This window comes from Bacillus sp. BSL6, from assembly GCF_052928345.1.
Genome location: NZ_JAVGCW010000001.1, coordinates 603,743 through 627,521 on the forward strand (window position 1 = coordinate 603,743; position 23,779 = coordinate 627,521).

The window sequence follows — 23,779 nt, forward strand, 5'->3', positions numbered from 1 at the left end:
AAAACGTTTTTTTATTAAATAAAGGAGCATCTTTCGTTATAATAACAAGTAATACATGACGATTGAGAGGAAAGAACATGAAATCTATATACATAACCGGTTATATGGGAGCTGGGAAAACAACAATTGGAAAAGCATTAAGTAAAGAATTTCATATGGATGTTGTAGATACAGATCAAAAAATTGAAGAGAAGCAGGGAAAAGCAATTCGTGATATTTTTGCCGAAGAAGGTGAAATGGCTTTTCGGGAATATGAAAGTAAGATGTTATGTTCACTACCTGTTGAAAATGTAATCATTACAACTGGCGGCGGAATCATTGAGCGAGAGGAAAACCGAAAGTGGATGAAGGAAAATGGAACTGTCGTGTATTTATATTGTGATCCACATGTAATTGCAGAAAGGCTTCGTGAAGATACGACACGTCCACTATTTCAGAAGAAAGATATAGATGCATTTGTAATGAAATTCGAATTGCGCCGAGCTTATTATGAAGAGGCCCATATCCATATTGATACGACGAATAAGTCTGTAAAGCAAATTATGGATGAATTAAAAGAAAAGATTAATGAATAAAAAAGTGGACATACTAATCAAGTAGAGGTGATGATAATATGTCTACTAATGATTATGTTCGCTTTGTGACACAGCAGTTTGTGTCGTATATGGATGCTCCAAAAGAAGATCGTAAACAAAAGAAAGAACAACGCCGTGCTGAAAAAGAGCCATTTATGAATAAGTGGTTTGGTGTTATGCCGCTAAGTGCTGCTTTGTTTTATCAAAACGTAAAAAATAAAAGAAAAAAATCAAGTTAAAGATTTCGTAATATGTGTAGCAAAATGAAAATCCCCTAGTAGCATCATACTACTAGGGGATTTTCATTTACTGCATAGACTCTTTTTCGTCTGTAACGGCATGTATTTTATTGTTCACCCAGACAAATCCAATTCCGATACAAATGGAAATGCCCCATCCAACAGCGGTCATAATTGCTCTCATTTCACCGTAGCCATCTACACCGAAAACAGAGATGAAATAAATTTTTAAGAAGCTTTTTAATATGAATTGTAGACCGAAAAAGAGCGTTAAATATTGCAACGCTGGATAGATACGACTATCACGATACAGTTCACGACTTTTATCACGGTCATGGCCTTGCAGTGCAGCAATATCTGCTGCGAAATATAACATAAGTGGTTTTTTTATAAAAATTGTACATATAACGATAATACCGAGTACGATGTGATAATACGCATCGTTCCACAACATTCGTTCAGCTGATCCAGATAATAGATCTACCGTTGTATTAGAAATGAGTGTAATTAAAATAAAGAACCCTGTTACGTTAAACTGTTTTTCTTTTTTAAAGGTATACAGTGTATAAATAATTCCCGGAACAGAGGAAAGTAACATCGCGTAATACGGATCGATATAAGGTTTTGCGAATTTCCAAATGAGGAATGGGATTACGAGATAAAAGACAAGATCTAATATAGCTTTTTTATTTTGATTCATATACAGCCTCCTTAAGTCATACATATATTTTATAATATAATTTCTGAAAATTGTATAAGGTTTATTGAAAAAAGAAAAAGTATATGATTAGTAGATTGAAAAAATTGCCCCTAGCGTAGTAAGTTTTTTTAGTATATAATAAAGGAAACGCTTTCATTTTTAGTTTGTTCACAAAATGGACGGAAAATCACATATTTACTATCGATATGTTGCTTTATAATGAAACTAATTAAATATACATGCATACAATATTGTGAAATAAATAACATAAATAATTTATATAAATGTAAACGTTATCAAAAGAGAGAGGTGGAGGCAATGAGTAAATTTTTCTTCAATCATAATCCAGCAACAGTAGAGGATGGAAGGCTTGTTGAATATGCTGAAATTATTTATGGAGAAGGCGGCCGTTCTGTATTAGAAAATTTAATGGTGAAGGCATCTATCAGATTGCGTGATCGTTATCCGAATAAATCTGACGAACAGATCTCGAACCTAGTAAATAAAGGCATCCATGATATGTTTCAAAAATATGTGAGTGAGTAAGAAGTAAGAGTAGCTAACGGCTGCTCTTATTTTTTTGTATAAGGATGGTGCCTCTAGCTGAAAATAAGGGTGTATTTTAAAGTGTGTAAAAAGGAGGGGAAAAGATGAGCAATGGAATTGGTCGTTCAAAAGAAAATCTTCCAACTGATGCTAATCATGTGAGTGCAAAGGATCGTGCGTATCAAAAACGTATGGCAAAGCAAAAACAACAAGAGCGTAATGACGATAGAGGATAACTCAAAAAAGCTCCTTCTAAAACAGAAGGGGCTTTTTAAGTTAGAAAATGATTCGCCGTAACATAAAAGAGTCCACCGTTAATAATTTGCACTGTAATACGGGGTTCATATTGTTCTTGCAGTGCTTGCTTTTCAATTTCATAGCTTTCGGGAAGTTCATCACTTTCTTCATAAAAACGATTTAAAAGATCTAAATCGTGATTCCAGCGTACTCTTGCTTCTTTCGCCCACGTATGGTCATCTTCTGCAATTATATTTTTTAAAGCATCCTCTATACGTTGTAAACCACTTTGAGGTTTAATGATAGGTGAGAGCGTAAAACAAAAGTCAGGTATTTTTGGTGTAAGCTTAATTTTAGTTAATGTGTCATGAAAGTTTGCCATCATTGTTCCAGAAATGAGATGAATACCAATGGAGTGAAGAATGTCTTTTTTTCGATCACATTGGTAGGAAACTTTTATATTTATACCGAGCCACGGGTGGAGTGGGGTATGTGTTGCTCCATTATGCCGTACGTCCTCATATAAACGTATGTAAGATCCTAGTTCTTTTGTTGTCTGGAAAATTTGATGTAGACGCGGTGAACCGTAGTGAATAAGCTCGCCATCATTTTCTTCATTTTCTGGATTTGTAATAAGAGTAAGGCGCATCGGATTCGGTACGCCTCCTGTTTTCTCAAGATAGTGCCAATAAAAAGGACGGTTCATTAATAATTTATCCATCTCAATTGTTAATTGTACGTCTAATAAGTGAGGGGAACGCTCTAAAATTTCACAGTTATTCGCCTCAAAAAAATTGTATAAGTAATTATGAATTTCATGTTGCTGCATAGCCTTGCACCTCAGCTTCGTTTCGTTTCGCAAAGTCGATAATAGATGTTAAGTTTTCCATCTTAATTCGGATTTCTCCTTCGCTTTTTGATTGCGCAAATATTTCTTGAATGTGTGCATCGATATTTTCCATATTAATTCTCGTTAAAATTTCATCCAGCTCACCGATCACACGCTCAAATAAATTGATTTTTTCATATAACAGTTTCAAAATATGTTCTTCAACTGTGTGTTTTGTAGCTAAGTTATAAATATGGACATCATTCTTTTGACCAAGACGGTGAATACGTCCGATTCTTTGTTCCAGACGCATTGGGTTCCATGGTAAATCATAATTGATCATATGGCTACAAAACTGTAAGTTAATTCCTTCACCACCAGCTTCCGTTGCGATTAGCACTTGCGCATGATTTTGGAAAAGTTCCTTCATCCAATCTTTCTTTCCCCGTTTAAATCCGCCGCGGAATGGGACAGAAGAAATACCGTGCTGTTGTAAAAACCATTGTAAGTACATTTGTGACGCTCGGTATTCTGTGAAAATGACGACTTTATCGTCAATTTCTTTTATAAGCTCTAGCGCTTTATTTGCTTTTGAGTTAAAAGGAATACGGTTAATTTTGTCCATTAGCACATCAATATGCGGATCTTTTACGTAATTCTCATTTTCCTTCTGTCGTTTTTCTACATGTTTTTTTAATGAATAGTAAACGGCCTCGCGACTACTACACGCTTCCCGTTTTAAAGTTAAGGATGAGAAAGCAGATGTGAAGGCGTCTTGTCCTCGCCAATTTTCGATATCATTATATAGAGCTTGCTCTTCTTCATTAAACTCAACAAAAATTGTACGTACATGTCTCTTTGGCCAATCAATCCCGGTATTATGACGCCGATTTCGGACCATTACTTTGTTAATAAGAGCTTTTAAATCTTCATCAGATTCGGCTGAACGATTTTTTGAAGCATAATATTCTTCAAAATTGGATTGATTGCCTAAATGTCCTGGTTTTAATAAAGAAACGAGGTTGAAAATTTCATCAATCTTATTTTGGACAGGAGTAGCGGTTAATAATAAACAAAATTTCTTTTTTAATCGCTGTGCAAATTCATAGTTTTTTGTTTTATTATTTTTAAGTTTATGTGCTTCATCGATAATAATAAGGTCATATTCTAAGTTCAAAACGATATCACGATGTGGTGAACGTTTTGCGGTATCAATCGATGATACAATCACATCGGCCTGTTCCCACGAGTAGCTTTTCTTTTGAGCTACAGCTGGAATGAAAAACTTTGTATTTAATTCGTATGCCCATTGTGATACGAGAGAGGCTGGAACGAGTATAAGTACTTTTTTCACAAGGCCGCGGACCATATATTCTTTTAAAATAAGTCCAGCTTCAATCGTTTTTCCAAGTCCTACTTCATCTGCTAGAATCGCTTTACCATTCATTTGTTCAATAACATTTTGAGCGACTTCTAATTGATGAGGAAGTGGTGTGAAATGGGATAAATGTTTCGGTGCTTGTAATCCATCAAAAGTAGGAACAAGTAATGATTTTTCTGTTTCATAAGCTAAATGATATAAATCCCAGTTTGTCCAAGGACCATCTTCATCAATTCTATTTAAAAAATTGTTTTGCCACGTTCGATCTATGGAAATATCGACATTCATTACGACTCTCCCACCTTTTATAAACTAAAGTAATTATGAAAAAATCTTTACTATATAAGCCTTGTGATAAGGCGCTATTACACTTACTGAAAGGTAAACAATAAGTAAAGATAAAGGACTAAATCTTAAAAACTGTATGTAATAAGATTAAGCGTAAAAAATTCTAAATTATTTTTTATGCTAGAATATTGATGAAATATAGCGAATAATGTTAGGATAATGGTGTGAAATGTGTGGAATCTTTCGTATTTTATCCAAGAAAGCGATTTTTTATTTACGCTTTCATAAAAAAATATAATGAGATTCCGTATATCCTATCTTTTTAGAATGAAAATGTTTAGAAATGAGTAACAACTTTTATTGATTTGTCAGAGCATAAGGGGGAGAGATCATGATTACATTACAACGTACACCGTTATTTGATGTATACGCGAAGTATGGTGGGAAAACAATCGACTTCGGTGGTTGGGAGTTACCAGTTCAATTTTCAAGCATTAAAGAAGAACATGAAGCTGTACGTACAGCGGCAGGTTTGTTCGATGTGTCTCATATGGGAGAAGTTGAAGTAAAAGGTGTAGATAGTTTAGCATTTTTACAACGTGTTGTTACAAATGACGTATCTACCTTAAAGGTAGGGGGCGCACAATATACAGCAATGTGCTACGAAAATGGTGGTACAGTAGATGATTTATTAATCTACAAACGTGGTGAAGAAGACTATTTATTAGTTATCAACGCATCAAATATCGAGAAAGATTACGAATGGTTAGCTAGCCATGTAATTGGCGATGCGACAGTAGTCAATGTTTCTAGTGAAGTTGCACAGCTTGCAATTCAAGGACCAAAAGCAGAAGGCATTTTACAAAAAGTTGTGTCAGAAGATTTGAAAGAAATTAAGTTCTTTAAATTTAAAAACGATATTCTTGTAGATGGAATTCCAGCACTTGTATCTCGTACAGGTTATACAGGTGAAGATGGATTTGAAATTTACTGTAAGAGTGAAGATGCTGCAAAACTTTGGGAGAAACTTCTTGAAGTTGGAGCAGAAGAAGGCTTAAAACCATGTGGTTTAGGTGCTCGTGATACACTTCGCTTCGAGGCAACATTACCACTTTACGGTCAAGAATTATCAAAAGATATTACACCGATTGAAGCTGGAATTGGCTTTGCGGTAAAACCAAACAAAGAAGCAGACTTCTTTGGAAAAGCAACGTTAAAAGAGCAAAAAGAAAACGGTGCACCTCGTAAATTAGTCGGCATAGAAGTAATTGAACGTGGAATTCCTCGTACGCATTACCCTGTATTTATCGGAGAAGAAAAAATCGGGGAAGTAACGAGTGGTACACAATCTCCAACGTTAAAGAAAAGCATTGGTTTAGCACTAATTGATGTAAAATACGCAGCAGTTGATACAGAAGTAGAAATTGAAATTCGTAATAAACGCGTCAAAGCAGTAGTTGTTCCAACACCATTTTATAAACGTTCAAAGTAACGGGGAGAGGGGTAGATTTCATGTTGCATCGTTATCTTCCAATGACAGAAGAAGACAAAAAAGAAATGTTACAAACGATCGGCGTTCAAACGATCGATGAGTTATTCTCTGATATTCCAGAGAGTGTTCGTTTTAAAGGGGATTTAAAAATTAAAGAAGCAAAATCAGAGCCAGAGCTTTTAAAAGAGTTATCTCAAATGGCTAGTAAAAATGCGAACTTAAAAGAGTATGCTTCTTTCTTAGGAGCAGGCGTATACGACCATTACGCTCCAGTAATCGTAGATCATGTTATCTCTCGCTCAGAATTTTATACAGCTTACACGCCATACCAACCGGAAATTTCACAAGGGGAATTACAAGCAATTTTTGAATTCCAAACAATGATTTGTGAGTTAACAGGAATGGATGTAGCAAACTCTTCTATGTACGACGGAGGTACAGCTTTAGCTGAAGCGGCAATGCTAGCAGCTGGCCATACTCGTAAAAAGAAAATTCTTGTATCTAGTGCAGTGCACCCGGAATCAAGAGCAGTACTTGAAACATATGCAAAAGGTCAACATCTTGAAGTTGTTGAAATTAATCATAAAGATGGTGTAACAGATTTAGACGTATTACAAAGTGAAGTAGATGATACTGTTGCTTGTGTAATCGTTCAATATCCAAACTTCTTCGGACAAGTTGAAAAATTAGCTGATATTGAAAAAATCGTTCATCAACAAAAATCATTATTTATCGTTTCTTCAAATCCATTATCATTAGGCGCATTAACACCACCAGGAAAATTTGGTGCTGATATTGTCATCGGTGATGCACAACCATTTGGTATCCCAACGCAGTTTGGTGGACCACACTGTGGTTACTTTGCAACGACGAAAGCATTTATGCGTAAAATTCCAGGACGTCTTGTCGGACAAACTGTAGATTCAGATGGTAAACGTGGATTTGTATTAACGTTACAAGCTCGTGAACAGCATATTCGCCGTGATAAAGCGACGTCTAACATTTGTTCAAACCAAGCGTTAAATGCATTAGCAGCTTCTGTTGCAATGACAGCACTTGGTAAACAAGGTGTGAAAGAAATGGCACGTCAAAACATTTCTAAAGCACAATATGCAAAACGTCAATTTGAAGCGAAAGGCTTCACAGTTACATTTGCTGGACCATTCTTCAATGAGTTCGTTGTAGATTGCAAGCGCCCAGTGAAAGAAGTAAACGATGCATTATTACAAAAGAATATTATCGGCGGTTACGACCTAGGCCGTGATTATAAAGAGCATGAGAACCATATGCTTGTAGCAGTAACTGAGCTTCGTACAAAAGAGGAAATTGACACACTTGTAAACGAAATGGGGGCTATCCAATGAAGAATCAAGACCAAGCACTTATCTTTGAAGTGAGTAAAGAAGGACGCATAGGATATAGCTTACCAAAATTAGATGTAGAAGAAGTGAAACTAGAAGATGTGTTTGAGAGCGATTATATTCGAGTAGAAGATGCAGAGCTACCAGAAGTATCTGAACTTGATATTATGCGCCACTATACAGCACTTTCAAACCGTAACCACGGCGTTGATTCTGGATTCTATCCACTTGGATCTTGTACGATGAAATATAATCCGAAAATTAATGAGAGTGTAGCTCGCTTTGCAGGATTTGCAAATATTCATCCACTGCAAGATGAAAAGACAGTACAAGGTGCAATGGAATTAATGTACGATTTACAAGAGCATTTAATTGAAATTACAGGTATGGATACTGTTACATTACAACCAGCAGCTGGTGCACACGGAGAATGGACAGGCTTAATGTTAATTCGTGCATACCATGAAGCAAATGGTGACTTTAACCGTACGAAAGTAATTGTTCCTGACTCTGCTCACGGAACGAATCCAGCATCTGCAACTGTAGCTGGTTTTGAAACAATTACGGTAAAATCAAATGAACATGGTCTTGTTGACTTAGAAGACTTAAAACGTGTTGTAAATGAAGAAACAGCAGCACTTATGTTAACAAACCCTAATACATTAGGTTTATTCGAAGAAAATATTTTAGAAATGGCAGAAATCGTCCATAACGCAGGCGGTAAATTATACTATGATGGTGCAAACTTAAATGCGGTATTAAGCCAAGCGCGCCCAGGAGATATGGGATTTGACGTTGTGCATTTAAACCTTCATAAAACATTTACAGGTCCTCACGGCGGCGGTGGCCCAGGTTCTGGTCCAGTCGGTGTGAAAGCTGATTTAATTCCGTACTTACCAAAACCAATTTTAGAGAAAACGGAAAATGGCTATCACTTTAACTATGATCGTCCAGAAGCAATTGGGCGCGTAAAACCATTCTACGGTAACTTCGGAATTAACGTTCGTGCATACACATACATTCGTTCTATGGGGCCAGATGGACTACGTGCAGTAACGGAGTATGCGGTATTAAATGCGAACTATATGATGAGAAGATTAGCACCATTCTATGATCTTCCATTCGATAGACATTGTAAGCATGAGTTTGTATTATCAGGTCGTCGTCAAAAGAAACTTGGTGTACGTACATTAGATATCGCAAAACGTCTGCTTGATTTCGGTTACCATCCACCAACAATTTACTTCCCATTAAATGTGGAAGAATGTATTATGATTGAGCCGACGGAAACAGAATCAAAAGAAACATTAGACGGTTTCATTGATAAGATGATTCAAATCGCTAAAGAAGTAGAAGAAAATCCAGAAGTTGTACAAGAAGCACCTCATACAACAGTTATTAAACGTTTAGACGAAACGATGGCTGCACGTAAACCAGTTTTACGTTATGAAAAGCCAGCTCCTGTACAAGTTTGATTAGAATAACAAAGGAAGAACTCGCTGCGGCGGGTTCTTTTTTTGTATGGAGAATTTGTGCAGAAATAGTGAAGAAAATGTTAAAAAATTATATTTTTTGTTTCCTAATGGTGTAAAGGTGTAGTTTTATAGGTAGTTTTGTTGAAAAAGTCAGTTTGATAAAAGTATTTATTTTTGTTAGAATTTTATTGAAATTAAGAAGATGTGATGAGGCAAAAATTACTCATTTTTATGTATATGTGAAAAAACGAGCAAGACGGGGGTGAAAGTGTGGGATATCGATGTTATAGAATGGTATACCATCTAGAAAATGGAGAAACAATTAAAGATGTAAAAGAATTTTGCTATCGAGACCAAGGGAAAGTATTAGAAAGAGTAGCGAATCGTGTAATGGATAATAGAGAAGTGACGGCGATTGATAAACAAGGAACAATCATTTCAATAGCATGTGAGGACATTGTAAAGGTGGAACTTGATTACATAACAGAAAGTTAACCTTGAGTCATATCGAATTATTCGATAAAATAAACTGTTGAATGGTGAAGTGAGAAGAAAGGAGTTTATCATGGGTAGTACAAGACACTTTTATATGTTTATCTTAGCGTTTGTTCTTGTTGTGGCATTAACGATTTATTTAATTGTTGACAGCAGCTGGTACAACACAGTTCATCCGGCATTCCTTCTGTTTATGTATATAGGAATTGCAGTAGTAAGTTTCGGAATGAGAGACGAGATGTTAGATCGCTTTGAAAAGTGATACATATACGAAAGACCAACAGGAAAATGTTGGTCTTTTTTTCTTGCCGAAAATAGGATGCTGTGTATATACTGTATATATAAGGTATATACAGTATATACACACACTGGAGGAAAACATGAATATTATTATTTCGAATTCTTCCCAAGACCCTATTTATGTGCAAATAAGAAAACAATTAAGCCAGCTTATTTTAAATGGTGGTTTAAAGGGTGGAGACCAATTACCGTCTATTCGTAGCTTAGCGAAGGAATTGCAAATTAGTGTCATTACAACGAAGCGTGCGTACGAGGAGCTTGAGAAAGAAGGATATATAGAAACTGTTGCTGGGAAGGGGACTTATGTTTCACGTAAAAATAATGAACTATTAAAAGAACAAAGGCTTCGTCTATTGGAAAGTAAAGCGGAAGAGATTGTAAATGAAAGTAAAGCGTTACAGCTTTCACTTGAAGAATTACAGCAGATGATTGCGTGTTTATATGAGGGGGAATAAGAGATGTTAGAGTTAAAAAACGTATGTAAAAGTTATGAAGATTTTGCAGTAAAAAATATAAGTTTTACATTACCACGCGGATATATTATGGGATTTGTCGGACCGAACGGGGCCGGGAAAAGTACGACGATCAAAATGATTATGAATTTAATTAGAAAAGATAGCGGCGATATAAAAATTTTTGGCAAGGACAACAAGAAAGCCGAAAAGGAAATAAAGCAAAATATCGGCTTTGTATATGATGAAAATCATTATTACGAAGATTTAACGTGTGAGCAAATGAAGCGTATTATTGCACCGTTATATAAAAAGTGGGATGAAGAGCAGTATCAATCGTATATGCATAGATTGCAAGTTCCGAAGTATAAAAAAATTAAAGAATTATCAAAAGGAATGAAAATGAAATTTGCGATTGCCATCGCGCGCTCGCACCACGCAGAATTTATCATCATGGATGAACCAACAGCAGGATTAGATCCAGTTGTTCGAAGTGAATTACTTGATATGTTGCAAGAAATTGTAATGGAAGATGAAGTATCGGTATTATTCTCAACGCACATTACAACAGATTTAGAGCGCATTGCAGATTATATTACGTTTATCAACGATGGAGAAATTATATTTACTGGTGAAAAAGAAGACTTGATGGAGAACTACGTAATCGTAAAAGGAAGTAATGATTTATTAGATCGAGAAGGAAAAGAACTATTTGTTGGATTACGAAAAAATAAATTTGGTTTTGAAGGTTTAGCGAAGGATAAACAAGCAATTATTGACTGGTTTGGAAATGAGGTTGTACTAGAAAAGCCTACATTAGATGATATTATCGTTTACACCGCGAAAGGGAGAAGTGCCTATGCGTCAGCTAATCTATAAAGATTTATTCTTTTTTCGGGTTATGTGGTTAGTGTATTTTATTATGCCCCTTGTTCTCTTTTGATTAGATCCAGATGGTGAATTGTTGTTTCCAATGAGTTGCTTACTCATAACGATATCATCTTCTATGATACTAATAGCGATGGATGAAAAAAATAAAAGTGATGTTATTATAAATAGTTTACCTGTTGGACGAAAGGATATCATTATTGCTAGATATATTTCGGGTGTAATATTTATTGTAGGTGGCATGATTTCTACTACGCTAGTTGTTTTTCTTATAAGAGGTATCGCTGTCATTGGTGATATTGGAGTTTATCATCCCAATTTATATATTGAAATTCCTTGGTATGTAGTAGTCAGAGGTGGTGTATATTCTTTAGTTTATATTACAGCATTATTCCCGAGTTATTACGGGACAAAATCAAAAATAGTACGTGGAATATTTACAGGTGGAGCCGCTGGAATAGGTGTTATTGTTGGAGTGTTTATTGGTGACGGAGAAAGCGCTACGGCATCATTCATTGAGTGGATTGTGAATCCATTACATATTGGTGTATTTGTAGTTGGATTCATTACATTAGTTAGTATTTATATCGCTTCTATGTTTCTTACAATTAAAATTTATGGAGCACGTGATTTGTAGGGGGGAACTGTATGCAGCAATTAATTTTGAAGGAGTTTTTCTTACAAAGAAAAATGTTTCTTATCTATTTGATCTTACCAATATACGGAGCATTCCAAAACTCTATAGAGCCATTTCAAATGGCGTATGTTTGTTTTGCTATATGTCTTTTGATGATTTCAATCTCTTTATCAAATGAAGAGAAAAATAGTACGGAAAAAATATTAGTAAGTCTACCTTTTACTAGAAAAGATATTGTCATTGCGAAATACATATCGACACTATTTTTTATGGCATTCAGCTTAATCATTACATTCATTTTCTTTGTACTACCTGTATTTGTATTAAAAGAAAATATAAATATTCCTTGGTATGCAGCATTTATAGCCATTTTCTTTTCTGTTCTGTATGCTGTTATGATCCTTCCCATAAAATATAGTGAGGATAAGCGAACGGTTACTATGCTGGGATTAGTTATGCTTTTTCCTATAATAGGTTTACTAGGATTTATGTGCAATATATTTACGGATGAAAGGCTTATGTTAATGGTTTTTCGAACTTCAAATGTGCTATTAGTTGTAAGTGTTTTAAGTATAGGCGCGTGTATAAGTTATGTAGCTTCAATGTTTGTAGCTATTGTGAGTTTCAAAAAGAGAGAGCTTTAATACTTATGCCTTGTCTTATACAAAAACGAATAATTGATGTTAAGGAATGAGTTTAGTGAGGTGTAATACATGATCAAGCAACTAGTTTTAAAAGACATGATGTTACAAAGAAAGTTGGGATTTATTAGTTTTATATGTTTGCTTTTCCTTATAATTGTTGATTTTGGTAGCGACAATTTTCTTTTGAAGCTTAGCATATCTATACCTATCCTTGGAACGATATGGTCGACGAGTTATGAGGCTAGAAGTAAGAGTGAAAAAATATTAAATAGTTTACCGTTTGATCGTAAAGACATTATCGTAGCAAAATACGTATTTGTAAGCATTTTAGTTCTTTTAGGTGTGATTTTCTCACTTTTAGTTGGTCTAATTCAGTTGCAAAATGAACATATAACTGGATTTATGCTGTGGGGAGAGATTCTTGGCGGAATAACGGGAGGATTGGTTTATAGCATGATCGTACTACCAATTGAATTTTCGGTAGAACATAGCAGTTCGAAACAGGCTGCTTATTTTATGGGAATTATAGTTGGTGGATTAAGTGGAGTTATTGTAAGTAGTGAATGGCTAGATGTAGAGAATGCTTGGAGCACGAGTTTAGTCGTAAATGTTTGTTTTATTGCTGGACTTCTTATTTTGTATATGATCTCCATGTTACTCTCAATTAATTTATATAATGAGCGTGATTTATAAGGAGGGAGCGATTGTGAAGCAACTTATAATAAAAGACTTTATCGTACAATGGAAGTATTTAATATGGCACTTAATCTACCCTCTTTTCATGTATATGACATTATTAGACATGAAAAGTTTTTATATAATTATGTCAGCTATAATTCCAGTAATAGCAATTTTAAAAACATTTAATGACGATAAAAAATATAATAGTGAAGTAATAGTAAATAGTTTACCGCTAGCGAGAAAGCAAATTGTGTTAGCTAAATACATAATGGCACTTATTCTTTTTATTATAAGTATGATAGTGTCTAGTCCTATAGTAATCAATCGATTTGAAGATGGAACTTTTGAATTTATAACGACAACAGTAATTACGATTTCTGGCTTTGTTTTTATATATTTAAGCATTGTATTACCGATATTGTTTTGGTTTGGGTATAAAAAGGCTTCTTTTATTACACTTTTCATACTAATAGCACCAACAGCAATTGGTACTATGTTCTTTGAAATCAGTATGGAACAAATTCAACTATATAACAGCGTGTTATTCATTAGTTCGATATGCATGTTCATAGCATCTGTTTTCGTTTCAGTGAAATTGTATGAGAAGAGAGAATTTTAAAAGGTGCCTTATGTAAGGCACCTTCTTCAATAGCGACAATAGGAAAGTAAAAGTTTATAAACAGAGAGGCTATTCGGTACAACATCTTTTGGAGTATGTAATATAAAGCTGAAAACGATAACGAGAATAAGAAAGAGGAAAAATAAAAATAGGATCTGCTTATGTACGGAATTTTGCATATTATTCACTCCTTTTTTAGGTAGTATGTCCAAAAGAAAGGAGTGTATGAAAAATTTTAGGAGGGGAGAATGATGAGCAAAAGAAAATGGTTATATAGAATAGGGGTACTTTTCGTTTCAATTGGTCTCATATTAGCAAATGTTTATTCAGATATACCACCGCTATTTCCTAGTTTGCATAAAGGGGTTGGTATGAGCGTTGCTATAATTGGCCTGTTTTGTCTTATCGCATCAAATTTTTATAGAAAATCTAAATAGACGTAAAAAAGGACAGTTACTCTTTTTCAGAAGTACTGTCCTTTTTAAATAATTTATTCCATAGCTTGGCGATACTCCATATAATGACGATTGCAATGGAGGAAATAATGGACCAAACGATTGATATCATTTCAAGTGTCATGTTAGGAAGGAATGTGAGAATGGATACTACTTTATGAAACAACCATTCTATTATATGAAAACTTATTTGTAATAGAATGCCGATACCAAGTGTGATCCATGCTAACAGTTGCTTCCCTTTTTCTTTCCACATGACATTCACCTCACGTTAGCTCAATAGTTTTAAGCCAACAGCGCCGCATAGAATACAGCTTAAGAAAGCAAGACGACGCCAATCCGCTGATTCGCGGAAAATAAGGATGCCTAGAAGTGCACTTCCGGCAGTTCCGATTCCAGTCCAAATCGCGTAAGAAGTTCCCATCGGTAATGTGTTCATCGCAAGGGATAAGAAGAAGAAGCTTACGCCGAAGTTAGCGATTAAAATAACTTTTGGTGCCCAGCCTTTCTTTTCAGTGGCTACTTTCATAAAGAGTACACCAATAATTTCACAAATACCAGCTAGAATTAAAAATACCCAAGCCATTTTATGCGGCCTCCTTCGCTTCTTTTTCTTCTGTTACTCGTTTTAAACCAATTACGCCAAAGAAGATTAAACCAATTAATAATACTTTTACGATAGAGAATGGCTCTCCGAAAACGAAAATTTCTGTAAGAACGATTCCACCAGCTCCAATTCCAGTGAAGACTGCGTATACAGTACCAACAGGTAAATCTTTATAAGCTCTAAATAATAAGACGAAACTAATTGTAATTAATAACGCAACACCAGCCCATTCAAGTGGAGCCTCCGCGTGTTTTAATCCAATTACCCAAAAGATTTCAATAATACCAGCTAAGATTACATAAATCCATGCCATATGTCATTTCTCCTTCCTACCAGTCGTTAGGTGAAGGGCTTAAAAACGACGCATTGCAAAGGAGCAATCCGTCAGTTTGAAAGTCCACGCCAGAATACTTTCCAAGAAGCGTCTAAACGTGTCTCAAAACGATTTAAACCTGCGTATAGTAGTTCAACCATAAGACCGTCAAGTAAGCATAGAAAAGCCTCTAAGGCGTCTTTTACTTCAATGTTATGCAACTCATCTCGTTCGCTTGCTCTTTTAAATACAGGGAATAAAAGTTTTCCGACGTTTTCAATGTGTACATTTGCTTTATTAATAATTTGTTCGCGAAATGCATCAGGCGGAAAATAAGAAGTTCGTAACCAAAACATTGATTCTTCACTTTCACCAAATCGTTTTGCATAGCCCTTTAGTAATTGTAAGAGCAATTCTTCAGTAGACGAATTTGAAAACCTTTCGATATCGCCTGTGAAGCTCTGTAAATCTTTTTGAAGAGCGGATTCTAAGCATATAAAATATAGCTCTTCTTTTCCTTTAAAGTGTGCGTAAATTGATGGTTTTTTAATCCCGACTTCTTGAGCAATATTTGCTAATGAAGTTCCTTCGTAGCCGTAGCGTGCGAAATGAGAAAGTGCTACAGCTTTAATGCGGTTTGCTGTCATTTTCATCCCCTACCTACCGTTCGTTAGGTTTATTATATGCGAGTGAAAATATAAAGTCAATAGGTGAAGAGCTGAATAAGAGCGCTATAGGTAACGCTCTTATTAGACAGTATCTCGTTCGATTAAATGGAATGAAAGCTCTTTTGCGTTCCCGATAATTTGCTCGCTTTGGATTTGTTTATGGAATAAAGAAAACGCATGTGAGCCCATTTCGAGACCGGGATGTTCAATTGTTGAAATTTCTAACGCCTTTGAAATTTCATGATTATCAAATCCGAGGATAGCAAGTTCTTCGGGTACTCGAAGACCTTGCTTTCGAGCCTCTGTTAATAAACCTGCTGCAACTTGATCGTTCGCTGTAAAAATAGCGGTTGGACGATTTTTCATGTTTACAATACGATGGAGTAATTGTGCACCGTCTTGCATTGTATAGCATTGATGAAAAATCCATTCGGGATGTAACGTTTTGCCTTCCTTACGAAGTGTATCAGCAAACGCCTTTTCGCGCTCCATAGAATTTGCGCTCGTTTTTCTTGCTAAACAAATTCCGATTTTTTCATGGCCTTTCTTGAGTAAATAGGCGGTGCCGAGACGGAATCCTTCATAATGATCTACGTAGACGGATGAAATGAGAGGGTGGTTCATTTTTTCGCATGAAATAATAGGAGCAAATTTTGCAAAAGGTTCAATTTGTTCCCATGAACTCGTTCGAGAGCAAATAATCATCCCGTCGAATTGTTTCATTTTCATCATTTCCAGAACACGAATCTCTTCAATACTATCGTAATTCGTTTGACATAAATTAATGTGATAGCCAGCTGCTAACGCTTCGTTACCGATTCCTTCAATAATGGTACTGAAGTATGGAAGGTTAATGAAAGGGAGCATAACACCGATCGTATATGTTTTTCCCTTTATTAAATGAATAGCATTTATATTTTTGGCATAGTTCAATTCTTCAACAGCATCTAGAACACGCTTACGTTTTTCTTCTTTTACGTAAGGGTGATTATTCAGGACACGAGAAACAGTTGATATGGATACACCAGCGGTTTTTGCAATTTGTTTTATATTGGCCATATGTATCACCTCTTCCTCTTATTATAAAGGGAAAATAATAAGAAAGAAAAAATCTTGACCTGAAAAGCTTTTCACAAACTATGGTATGAATAAGACTTCTTTTTATTCGCGTAACCTTTTCACTTGGGCGTAAGAATGACAGGGGTCTTTTTTGTTTGCAAAAAAGTTTTGTCAAAATGTGTGAGAATAACGTGGAAAGTTTTCAAAGGGGAGTTTGTTAATGAGGCGAATATGAATAGCATATAAACACATGGTTCATAAAGATAGCGGTATGAAAGGGCGGAAACAAATTGAAAAAAGGAATCATTTGTTTCTTGTTTTCTAGTCTAGTGCTAAGTTCATGTTCGTTTCAGCACACGATGCAAGAAGAAAAGCAATTTGTTGGAACAACAGGGGGAGCTATGGATCGTGTTACGGATCCAATTCCGCTGAAGGAGCTTTCGGAATATTTTCCAGTGAAATTTAAAGTTCCGACGTTTTTACCGTATGACATTACGAGTGATGTGAAGGGAGAAGTCAGAACGATTGGAAAAAAGAACGCTGTCTTAATGATTAAATATAAACAGCAGGATCCAGGTAGAAATGAGTATATTGAGTTAAATGTTGCGAACTTTCCTTATAGTTTTCCAGATCTTGTGGAAGAGAAACGATTTCAAGAACAAATGAAATTGAATAATGGAGCATTCGCTTATTTTAAAAATAAGGATGACTCCGAGCGAGGAGACGAATTTGCTGCGCTTATATGGAAAGAGAAAGGACTTGAATATCAGCTGCTGTATCGTAATGCACAAGAAAATGATAAAGATGTGATTAAGAAAAATTTAGTATACATTGCAAATAATATGGAATGAAAAAACTAGCTGAATTATTCAGCTAGTTTTTGTATGTTATTATTTCTTTTTAATTTTTCCAGTCCACGTTTTAAATCCACCTTGTAATTGGTAGAAATCTTTGTAGCCTTGTTTCTTTAAGTATTGAGCCGCACGACCAGTACGGAATCCGCTTTGGCAGTATAAGTAAACTGGTTGATCTTTACGAAGTTCTTTATGACGAAGGCGAATTTGTGATAACGGAATGTTACGTGCGCCTAAAATATGCCCTGCAGTATATTCGTCTGCTTCGCGAATATCGATAAGCTGTGCTTTACGGTAGCCAGCGCGAAACTCTTCTTCTGAAAGTGTTGTAATTAATTTCTTCTGATAGAAATACATCCATACAGTGTAACCGATGAACGCTACGATTACGGCTAATAAAATAATCCAAGTTGTTGACACGATTCTATCGCTCCCTTTTTTCTTATCCTACTTTCAATATTATAATGCCCGTATGTATTTATGCAACAGATTCATTTGTATATAAGAAGAAATTTCGTATTCTTTCACAAATTTTGTCGAATTTGGTAGACTAGAGAATGTGAAAAATAATTGGTTATATGAGGTGCAGGATGGGAAAAGAAAAATGGTGTTATATTAACTCTGGTCAATGTTCACCGGCATTTAATATGGCGTTAGATGAATGTTTATTAAATTGGCAAAGTGAAAAGAAAATGCCACCAACCATTCGTTTTTACGAATGGGAAGTACCAACATTAACAGTCGGGTATTTCCAACGTGTTGAAAAAGATATTAATATGGATGTAGTTAACGAAAAGAAATATGGATTCGTTCGTCGTCAAACAGGCGGCAGGGGTGTACTACATGATAAAGAATTAACGTACAGTGTTATTGTGTCTGAAGATCATCCAAATATGCCAAAAACAGTTACAGAAGCGTATCGTGTTATTTCGCAAGGTTTATTAGATGGTTTTAAAGCATTAGGGTTAGAAGCGTATTATGCAGTTCCAAAAACAGAAGCAGATCGTGAAAATTTGAAAAATCCACGCTCAGGCGTATGTTTTGATGCACCGTCTTGGTATGAAATTGTAGTAGAAGGAAGAAAAATCGCAGGTAGTGCGCAAACACGTCAAAAAGGTGTTATTTTACAGCACGGGTCGATTCCATTAGAAATAGATTTAGATGAGTTATATGATCTGTTTTTATTCCCGAATGAACGTGTGAAAGAACGTATGAAGAGTATGTTCTCTTCTAAAGCGGTAGCAATTAATGAATTAACAGACCGTACGTTTACAATCGAGCAGTTAATTAAAGCGTTTGAGGTTGGGTTTGAAAAAGGATTAGATGTAGAGCTTGTTCCGTATGAATTAACAGAAGAACAATTACGTGAAGTGCAAACATTAGCAAAAGAAAAGTATGAAAGTAAAGAATGGAATTATAAAAAATAAGAGGTGGCAATTGCCGCCTCTTATTTTTTTATAGTAAATTAAGTACTTTTTCTACTTTGATTCCTTTATCTTGTAAAGAACGAAGGCGATTTACAACGTCCATAATTTCTTTGTCAAATGTAACGCTAATACCTTGGCTTTGTAGTTCTTCTTTTAAGCCTTCAATAGAATCATCTATGTCGATGCCAAGCTCGTAATCTTGACAAACTTCAATTGTCTTTTTCACGAGTTTCACATAATTTTCTTGTAGTTTTGAATTTGTTTCAGTCAAAGCAGGTTGCTTCGGTTTTGCAGGCGCGACCGGTGCTGTCTCTTGCTTTGTAACTGGAGTTGGTGCTTCTCGTTTCACAGGTGCTGGAGTAGATAATTCCACAGCTGCTTCTACACTTACTGGCTTCGGTGCCGGAGTAGGCTTAGGTGTTGGTGCTATAGCAGGTGTTTCCACACGTGTAACAGACTTTGGAGCAGGTGTAACTGCTTTTGGAGCTTCTACAATTACTTCTTTTTTCGGAGTAGCTTCTACAACTGTTTCTTCTTGTTCAGCAGCCTCTTTATTTTCTTTACTCCACATAACGCGTTCTATTTCTAGAGAAACATTATTTTTGTTCATCGCTGTTAATGTAACTTTACCAACTTCAGCGTTTCCAGTGAAATCAACAATTTTATAAATAACACTCTTGTTCCAATCCACGTTTCCGCTCAAAAATAATTCTTCGTTACATTTCGGCGTTAAGCCCTCGATTTTAATTTCTGCGTTTACACCGTTTTCACTATATACCATAATTAGCGAAGCATTTACATCTTCGTCTGCTAACATTAGTTCACGTACCATTTTGCCGGTGCGTACTTGCGTTTTCTTCTTAACTGACATCTAATTTCTCCTCTCAAAAATTCAGTAATAATAAAAAAATCGTATAACGAAAAATAATTGCTCACGAAGATTTATGATACCGATAATAAAAGCATCACGTCAACAATTAACTTTAATTATTTTGCATTTTTCTTATTTTCTTTATGAAATTTTTCAATTTGTAAAATTAGACAGAAGAAAAACAGCCTTTTGAAGGGCTGTTAAAATTTAGATGTTTTATATAAAAATTTGTATAAAATATAAAAAGAAAGTGTAACAAGGGCACCTTGCAAAATAGACAAATTATAAAATAAGTATGGTCGTGTTTTGAAAAATACGTTTGAAAAAACTGATAAGATAAAAGGTATAAATACTGATAATAAGAGGAGTACTTTTTGTTTCCAGGAAACCATTATTGTAAAAGAAAAACGTCTGAATAAAGAAAAAGTTATGAAAGCGCCAATTGCTAAAACAATAGCAGATAATATTGTTCCAGGAATACTAAATGGAATTCCTGAAGTGTTTGTATTTGAAAATAATTTTTGCATAAGAGTAGTGAATGTATCGTATCCAATTTGAACAGCTAATAATAAACTAACTGCAAACCCAATAACGGCAGCTTGTTGGAAAGAATTTTGATGTTCCGAAGACTTAATTAATTCATCGCAGTACGCTTTTAAATCTTCTCCGAAAATGTCATGTGCAGTTTTACCGTCTTCTTGCGCTTCTAAAAGATGATCCAATATTTCTAAAAGTAATTCTTCCATTTGTTTTTGTGGAACGCTAGTAAGGCGTAAATAAATAAGTATATCACCATAAGCAGCTTCGTTTTCAGCTGTTAATAACTTTCTTTTTTCATTGTTTAACTGAACCATTTCTTTTTCGGTCATCGTAGCGTTACTCCTTTTTAAAGTCTAAATATTCTCTTTTGAAGAAGATTTTGTATAGTGCATAGCAAGAGATAGCCAGTAAAGCGCCAATCCAAGGTGAGATTTGTAATGTAGTATAGGGCTGTTTAATAAATAAAAAGGAAATACCGATTAATAATATCCATAGGCTATGGCGTATGAAAAATCCTCCAATATGCCTCCAAATAGTTGTTTTATTTTTAAATAAATCAGTATTTATAAAATCGAAAACAAAACGTATCATAAGATGTACGGACAATATAAATGCAAGCAGATAAATGAAATCGATGTGTACAAATTTAAAACGTGCTTCATTTGAAAATAAGGGAAATACCAATGCAATTACGGAAGAAACAGCAAAATATATTGCTAATAAATAACTAGTTATAAATAAAGGAATCGATAATTGTTCCCATAAACTTGGCTTAGGTAGGGCAGCAATTAGTTCGTCGCAGTATGCCTGTAAGTCATCGCCGAAAATATCATAAGCATTTTTTTCTTCTTGCTGCCCTTCAATAAGGTGATCTAGAATTTCAATTAGCAATTCTTCCGCATGGTATTCTGGCACTTTAGCTAAGCGGATGTATATTAACATGTCGCTATAGGCGTTTTCATTTTCTGTAGTTAATAATTTACGCTTTTCATTATTTAGTTCGATTAAATCTTTCGCTTTCATCCTCATCACTCCCCCTGTAATAAATTGTTCACCGTAGTTGAAACCATTCCCCAGCTTTGTTTAAATTCTTCAAGCTGTTCTAATCCTTTATCAGTTACGTGATAATATTTTCTCTTTGGACCAAGTGAGGAGGCTTTTAATGTTCCTTCAATCAATTTTTCTTTTTGCATACGTAACAATAACGGATATATGCTTCCTTCGCTTACGAATGTAAATCCGTGTTTATTTAATTTTGTACTCAGTTCATATCCGTACACTTCTTCTTGTGAAATGATGTACAGGATACAACCTTCGAGTACACCTTTTAACATTTGGCTGTGCATGATTTCACCACCTTTTACTCAGGTAACTTGCTGTGCAAGGTAGCTGTTATCCAAATTATAACATTCAGTAACTTGCAACGCAAGTTACTGAAGTGGAAAACTTTAATGCGTGTTAATTTTTAAACGTTTCCCATACTAACGAGAGGAGGGAAGCGTATGAAACCATTTATGCCAAAACTCGTTTACTTTGAACCGAAGGCACTTGAATATCCACTTGGAAAAGAGCTATATGAGAAGTTTACGAAGATGGGACTAGAGATTCGTGAAACGACATCCCATAATCAAATTCGAAATTTGCCGGGTGAAAATGATTTGCAAAAGTATCGTAATGCAAAAGCAACGCTTGTCGTTGGGGTGAGGAAGACATTAAAGTTTGATACGTCAAAACCGTCAGCTGAATATGCAATTCCGCTTGCAACAGGATGTATGGGACATTGTCATTATTGTTACTTGCAAACGACACTTGGGAGTAAGCCTTACGTTCGCGTGTATGTGAATCTTGATGAAATATTTGAGAAGGCACAGCAATATATGGATGAAAGAGCACCTGAAATCACAAGGTTTGAAGCTGCTTGTACATCAGATATCGTTGGGATCGATCATTTAACACATGCATTAAAGCGCGCGATTGAATTCATTGGAGAAAGTGAGCATGGGCGTTTACGTTTCGTTACGAAATATTCGCACGTTGATCATTTGTTAGATGCAAAACATAATGGGAAAACTCGTTTTAGGTTTAGTATTAATTCACGGTATGTAATTAAAAATTTTGAGCCGGGGACGTCACCCTTTGAAGAGCGTATTGAAGCAGCACGTAAAGTAGCAGGCGCTGATTATCCACTTGGTTTTATAGTTGCGCCACTTTATATGCATGAAGGATGGGAAGAAGGATACCGTGAATTATTTGAACGACTGTACAATGCACTAAAAGATTTGTCCATACCGAATTTAACATTTGAATTAATTCAACATCGCTTTACAAAACCAGCAAAAAAGGTCATTCAGGAGCGTTATCCGAGTACGAAGCTTGAAATGGATGAAGAGAAGCGTAAATATAAATGGGGACGGTACGGCATCGGGAAATACGTATATAAAAAAGATGATGCGGAAGTATTGGAAGAAACGATAAGAGGCTATATATATGAGTTTTTTCCTGATGCAGAAATACAATACTTTACTTAAGAGGAGTCTGTATACAAATACAGATTCTTTTTTGTTTTATATATTTAGGCTTGTTTTCAACTTGTCACGTTATTCTTTCTGGTGTATCATTTTATTGATTGCTTCGTACGGAATGAGCAAAATGAAATTGGATGGAGGAAACCGATGCCTACCCCTAGTATGGAAGATTATATTGAACAAATTTATTTGTTGATTGATGAAAAGGGTTATGCCCGCGTATCTGATATTGCTGAAGCGCTTAGTGTACATCCATCCTCTGTAACAAAAATGGTGCAAAAATTAGACAAAGATGAATATCTAATTTATGAAAAATATAGAGGGCTTGTATTAACATCAAAAGGTAAAAAAATCGGAGAACGTCTCGTATATCGTCATGAATTGTTAGAGCAATTTATGCGTATTATCGGTGTGGATGAAAGTAAGATTTACAATGATGTAGAAGGAATTGAACATCATTTAAGCTGGGAAGCAATTGATCGCATTGGTGATTTAGTGCAATACTTTGAACAAGATGAGGTTCGAGTGGAAACACTTCGTGGCGTTCAAAAAGCAAATGAAGAGAAAAGTAATTAAGGGGAACGTACGTCGTTTCCTTTTTTATTTCAATCGAAAAGGATG

At 35.2% G+C, this 23,779-nt stretch carries 34 protein-coding genes; 20 read left to right on the forward strand and 14 right to left on the reverse strand.

The window, feature by feature from the left end; genetic code table 11:
* Window positions 1-77 precede the first annotated feature (77 nt).
* Window positions 78-575 (forward strand): shikimate kinase AroK, encoded by a 498-nt coding sequence (gene aroK, locus RCJ96_RS03330; RefSeq protein ID WP_242304728.1) that lies wholly within the window; start codon window positions 78-80, stop codon window positions 573-575.
* Between the two features lie 38 nt (window positions 576-613).
* Window positions 614-814 carry a YqzE family protein gene (locus tag RCJ96_RS03335; protein WP_000106079.1) on the forward strand — a complete coding sequence of 67 codons (201 nt, stop codon included), beginning with the start codon at window positions 614-616 and terminating at the stop codon, window positions 812-814.
* Window positions 815-881: 67 nt separating this feature from the next.
* On the opposite strand, the gene RCJ96_RS03340 is transcribed toward RCJ96_RS03335, so the two are convergent.
* Both RCJ96_RS03340 and RCJ96_RS03345 read right to left on the reverse strand, forming a co-directional pair.
* Entirely contained in the window at window positions 882-1,514 is a 633-nt protein-coding gene (locus RCJ96_RS03340) for a VC0807 family protein (RefSeq protein WP_103141794.1), read from the reverse strand.
* Window positions 1,515-1,642: 128 nt separating this feature from the next.
* Window positions 1,643-1,759 (reverse strand): hypothetical protein, encoded by a 117-nt coding sequence (locus RCJ96_RS03345; RefSeq protein ID WP_003279814.1) that lies wholly within the window; start codon window positions 1,757-1,759, stop codon window positions 1,643-1,645.
* A 73-nt stretch (window positions 1,760-1,832) separates the two neighbouring features.
* On the opposite strand from RCJ96_RS03345, the gene RCJ96_RS03350 reads away from it, so the two are divergent.
* Together RCJ96_RS03350 and RCJ96_RS03355 are read left to right on the forward strand one after the other, a co-directional pair.
* Complete coding sequence (locus RCJ96_RS03350; protein ID WP_000032699.1) at window positions 1,833-2,060, forward strand: hypothetical protein; 228 nt, start codon at window positions 1,833-1,835, stop codon at window positions 2,058-2,060.
* Window positions 2,061-2,164: 104 nt separating this feature from the next.
* Window positions 2,165-2,296, forward strand: coding sequence for a hypothetical protein (locus RCJ96_RS03355; protein ID WP_074607115.1), 132 nt, complete (start codon window positions 2,165-2,167; stop codon window positions 2,294-2,296).
* A gap of 35 nt (window positions 2,297-2,331) precedes the next feature.
* On the opposite strand, the gene RCJ96_RS03360 is transcribed toward RCJ96_RS03355, so the two are convergent.
* Both RCJ96_RS03360 and RCJ96_RS03365 read right to left on the reverse strand, forming a co-directional pair.
* A complete protein-coding gene (locus tag RCJ96_RS03360; protein WP_070172262.1) occupies window positions 2,332-3,126 on the reverse strand; it encodes a YqhG family protein in 795 nt (264 codons plus the stop codon).
* On the reverse strand, window positions 3,113-4,795 hold the full coding sequence (locus RCJ96_RS03365) for a DEAD/DEAH box helicase (protein ID WP_316149281.1): 1,683 nt from the start codon (window positions 4,793-4,795) through the stop codon (window positions 3,113-3,115). The genes RCJ96_RS03360 and RCJ96_RS03365 overlap by 14 nt, the downstream gene beginning before the upstream one ends.
* A 391-nt stretch (window positions 4,796-5,186) precedes the next feature.
* On the opposite strand from RCJ96_RS03365, the gene gcvT reads away from it, so the two are divergent.
* From gcvT to RCJ96_RS03425, 12 genes are all read left to right on the forward strand, one after another.
* Window positions 5,187-6,287 carry a glycine cleavage system aminomethyltransferase GcvT gene (gene gcvT / locus RCJ96_RS03370; protein ID WP_000631771.1) on the forward strand — a complete coding sequence of 367 codons (1,101 nt, stop codon included), beginning with the start codon at window positions 5,187-5,189 and terminating at the stop codon, window positions 6,285-6,287.
* 20 nt (window positions 6,288-6,307) lie between these two features.
* Window positions 6,308-7,651 carry an aminomethyl-transferring glycine dehydrogenase subunit 1 gene (gene gcvPA / locus RCJ96_RS03375; protein ID WP_000903231.1) on the forward strand — a complete coding sequence of 448 codons (1,344 nt, stop codon included), beginning with the start codon at window positions 6,308-6,310 and terminating at the stop codon, window positions 7,649-7,651.
* Window positions 7,648-9,123 carry an aminomethyl-transferring glycine dehydrogenase subunit 2 gene (gene gcvPB / locus RCJ96_RS03380; RefSeq protein WP_000795699.1) on the forward strand — a complete coding sequence of 492 codons (1,476 nt, stop codon included), beginning with the start codon at window positions 7,648-7,650 and terminating at the stop codon, window positions 9,121-9,123. The genes gcvPA and gcvPB overlap by 4 nt, the downstream gene beginning before the upstream one ends.
* Before the next feature lie 291 nt (window positions 9,124-9,414).
* Window positions 9,415-9,618: a DUF3929 family protein gene (locus RCJ96_RS03385; protein WP_000262496.1), complete on the forward strand. Its 204-nt coding sequence runs from the start codon at window positions 9,415-9,417 to the stop codon at window positions 9,616-9,618.
* A 70-nt stretch (window positions 9,619-9,688) separates the two neighbouring features.
* The gene (locus RCJ96_RS03390) at window positions 9,689-9,880 is read left to right on the forward strand and encodes a hypothetical protein (protein ID WP_000535933.1); all 192 of its coding nucleotides are present in this window, start codon (window positions 9,689-9,691) and stop codon (window positions 9,878-9,880) included.
* A 118-nt stretch (window positions 9,881-9,998) separates the two neighbouring features.
* On the forward strand, window positions 9,999-10,373 hold the full coding sequence (locus tag RCJ96_RS03395) for a GntR family transcriptional regulator (RefSeq protein WP_001021352.1): 375 nt from the start codon (window positions 9,999-10,001) through the stop codon (window positions 10,371-10,373).
* 3 nt (window positions 10,374-10,376) lie between these two features.
* Window positions 10,377-11,249 carry an ABC transporter ATP-binding protein gene (locus tag RCJ96_RS03400; protein ID WP_316149286.1) on the forward strand — a complete coding sequence of 291 codons (873 nt, stop codon included), beginning with the start codon at window positions 10,377-10,379 and terminating at the stop codon, window positions 11,247-11,249.
* Window positions 11,250-11,331: 82 nt separating this feature from the next.
* Complete coding sequence (locus RCJ96_RS03405) at window positions 11,332-11,895, forward strand: ABC-2 transporter permease (RefSeq protein WP_316149288.1); 564 nt, start codon at window positions 11,332-11,334, stop codon at window positions 11,893-11,895.
* Between the two features lie 11 nt (window positions 11,896-11,906).
* On the forward strand, window positions 11,907-12,539 hold the full coding sequence (locus tag RCJ96_RS03410) for an ABC-2 transporter permease (protein WP_046946787.1): 633 nt from the start codon (window positions 11,907-11,909) through the stop codon (window positions 12,537-12,539).
* A 69-nt stretch (window positions 12,540-12,608) separates the two neighbouring features.
* A complete protein-coding gene (locus RCJ96_RS03415; RefSeq protein ID WP_074607118.1) occupies window positions 12,609-13,232 on the forward strand; it encodes an ABC-2 transporter permease in 624 nt (207 codons plus the stop codon).
* A 13-nt stretch (window positions 13,233-13,245) separates the two neighbouring features.
* On the forward strand, window positions 13,246-13,839 hold the full coding sequence (locus tag RCJ96_RS03420) for an ABC-2 transporter permease (RefSeq protein ID WP_074607120.1): 594 nt from the start codon (window positions 13,246-13,248) through the stop codon (window positions 13,837-13,839).
* A 251-nt stretch (window positions 13,840-14,090) separates the two neighbouring features.
* Window positions 14,091-14,276: a hypothetical protein gene (locus RCJ96_RS03425; RefSeq protein ID WP_139302737.1), complete on the forward strand. Its 186-nt coding sequence runs from the start codon at window positions 14,091-14,093 to the stop codon at window positions 14,274-14,276.
* 16 nt (window positions 14,277-14,292) lie between these two features.
* Here RCJ96_RS03425 and RCJ96_RS03430 read toward each other — a convergent pair whose 3' ends face one another.
* The 5 genes from RCJ96_RS03430 to RCJ96_RS03450 all read right to left on the reverse strand — a co-directional run bounded on the left by RCJ96_RS03430 (window position 14,293) and on the right by RCJ96_RS03450 (window position 16,941).
* Window positions 14,293-14,550, reverse strand: coding sequence for a DUF3975 family protein (locus RCJ96_RS03430; RefSeq protein WP_074607125.1), 258 nt, complete (start codon window positions 14,548-14,550; stop codon window positions 14,293-14,295).
* 15 nt (window positions 14,551-14,565) lie between these two features.
* Window positions 14,566-14,880: a DMT family transporter gene (locus tag RCJ96_RS03435; RefSeq protein ID WP_074607127.1), complete on the reverse strand. Its 315-nt coding sequence runs from the start codon at window positions 14,878-14,880 to the stop codon at window positions 14,566-14,568.
* A gap of 1 nt (window position 14,881) precedes the next feature.
* Window positions 14,882-15,214, reverse strand: coding sequence for a DMT family transporter (locus tag RCJ96_RS03440; protein ID WP_000312349.1), 333 nt, complete (start codon window positions 15,212-15,214; stop codon window positions 14,882-14,884).
* Between the two features lie 71 nt (window positions 15,215-15,285).
* The gene (locus RCJ96_RS03445; protein WP_316149294.1) at window positions 15,286-15,867 is read right to left on the reverse strand and encodes a TetR/AcrR family transcriptional regulator; all 582 of its coding nucleotides are present in this window, start codon (window positions 15,865-15,867) and stop codon (window positions 15,286-15,288) included.
* A gap of 96 nt (window positions 15,868-15,963) precedes the next feature.
* Window positions 15,964-16,941 (reverse strand): LacI family DNA-binding transcriptional regulator, encoded by a 978-nt coding sequence (locus RCJ96_RS03450; protein ID WP_416503953.1) that lies wholly within the window; start codon window positions 16,939-16,941, stop codon window positions 15,964-15,966.
* A gap of 314 nt (window positions 16,942-17,255) precedes the next feature.
* Here RCJ96_RS03450 and RCJ96_RS03455 point away from each other — a divergent pair, with 314 nt between their 5' ends.
* Window positions 17,256-17,792 (forward strand): DNA polymerase III subunit delta, encoded by a 537-nt coding sequence (locus tag RCJ96_RS03455; protein WP_139302743.1) that lies wholly within the window; start codon window positions 17,256-17,258, stop codon window positions 17,790-17,792.
* Between the two features lie 39 nt (window positions 17,793-17,831).
* Here the strand turns inward: RCJ96_RS03455 and RCJ96_RS03460 are convergent, their stop codons facing one another.
* A complete protein-coding gene (locus RCJ96_RS03460) occupies window positions 17,832-18,215 on the reverse strand; it encodes a rhodanese-like domain-containing protein (RefSeq protein ID WP_000108655.1) in 384 nt (127 codons plus the stop codon).
* A 170-nt stretch (window positions 18,216-18,385) separates the two neighbouring features.
* Here RCJ96_RS03460 and RCJ96_RS03465 point away from each other — a divergent pair, with 170 nt between their 5' ends.
* On the forward strand, window positions 18,386-19,222 hold the full coding sequence (locus tag RCJ96_RS03465) for a lipoate--protein ligase family protein (RefSeq protein WP_000514083.1): 837 nt from the start codon (window positions 18,386-18,388) through the stop codon (window positions 19,220-19,222).
* A 28-nt stretch (window positions 19,223-19,250) separates the two neighbouring features.
* Here the strand turns inward: RCJ96_RS03465 and RCJ96_RS03470 are convergent, their stop codons facing one another.
* From RCJ96_RS03470 to RCJ96_RS03485, 4 genes are all read right to left on the reverse strand, one after another.
* Window positions 19,251-20,093, reverse strand: coding sequence for a hypothetical protein (locus RCJ96_RS03470; RefSeq protein ID WP_074607133.1), 843 nt, complete (start codon window positions 20,091-20,093; stop codon window positions 19,251-19,253).
* Window positions 20,094-20,293: 200 nt separating this feature from the next.
* Entirely contained in the window at window positions 20,294-20,962 is a 669-nt protein-coding gene (locus tag RCJ96_RS03475; protein WP_316149308.1) for a DUF1129 family protein, read from the reverse strand.
* Between the two features lie 7 nt (window positions 20,963-20,969).
* Complete coding sequence (locus RCJ96_RS03480; protein ID WP_062923522.1) at window positions 20,970-21,656, reverse strand: DUF1129 family protein; 687 nt, start codon at window positions 21,654-21,656, stop codon at window positions 20,970-20,972.
* Between the two features lie 5 nt (window positions 21,657-21,661).
* Complete coding sequence (locus RCJ96_RS03485; RefSeq protein ID WP_000556083.1) at window positions 21,662-21,979, reverse strand: PadR family transcriptional regulator; 318 nt, start codon at window positions 21,977-21,979, stop codon at window positions 21,662-21,664.
* A 156-nt stretch (window positions 21,980-22,135) separates the two neighbouring features.
* On the opposite strand from RCJ96_RS03485, the gene splB reads away from it, so the two are divergent.
* Together splB and mntR are read left to right on the forward strand one after the other, a co-directional pair.
* A complete protein-coding gene (gene splB / locus RCJ96_RS03490) occupies window positions 22,136-23,161 on the forward strand; it encodes a spore photoproduct lyase (protein WP_000802117.1) in 1,026 nt (341 codons plus the stop codon).
* A gap of 144 nt (window positions 23,162-23,305) precedes the next feature.
* A complete protein-coding gene (mntR, locus tag RCJ96_RS03495) occupies window positions 23,306-23,734 on the forward strand; it encodes a transcriptional regulator MntR (RefSeq protein WP_001143076.1) in 429 nt (142 codons plus the stop codon).
* The last annotated feature ends 45 nt before the right edge of the window (window positions 23,735-23,779 follow it).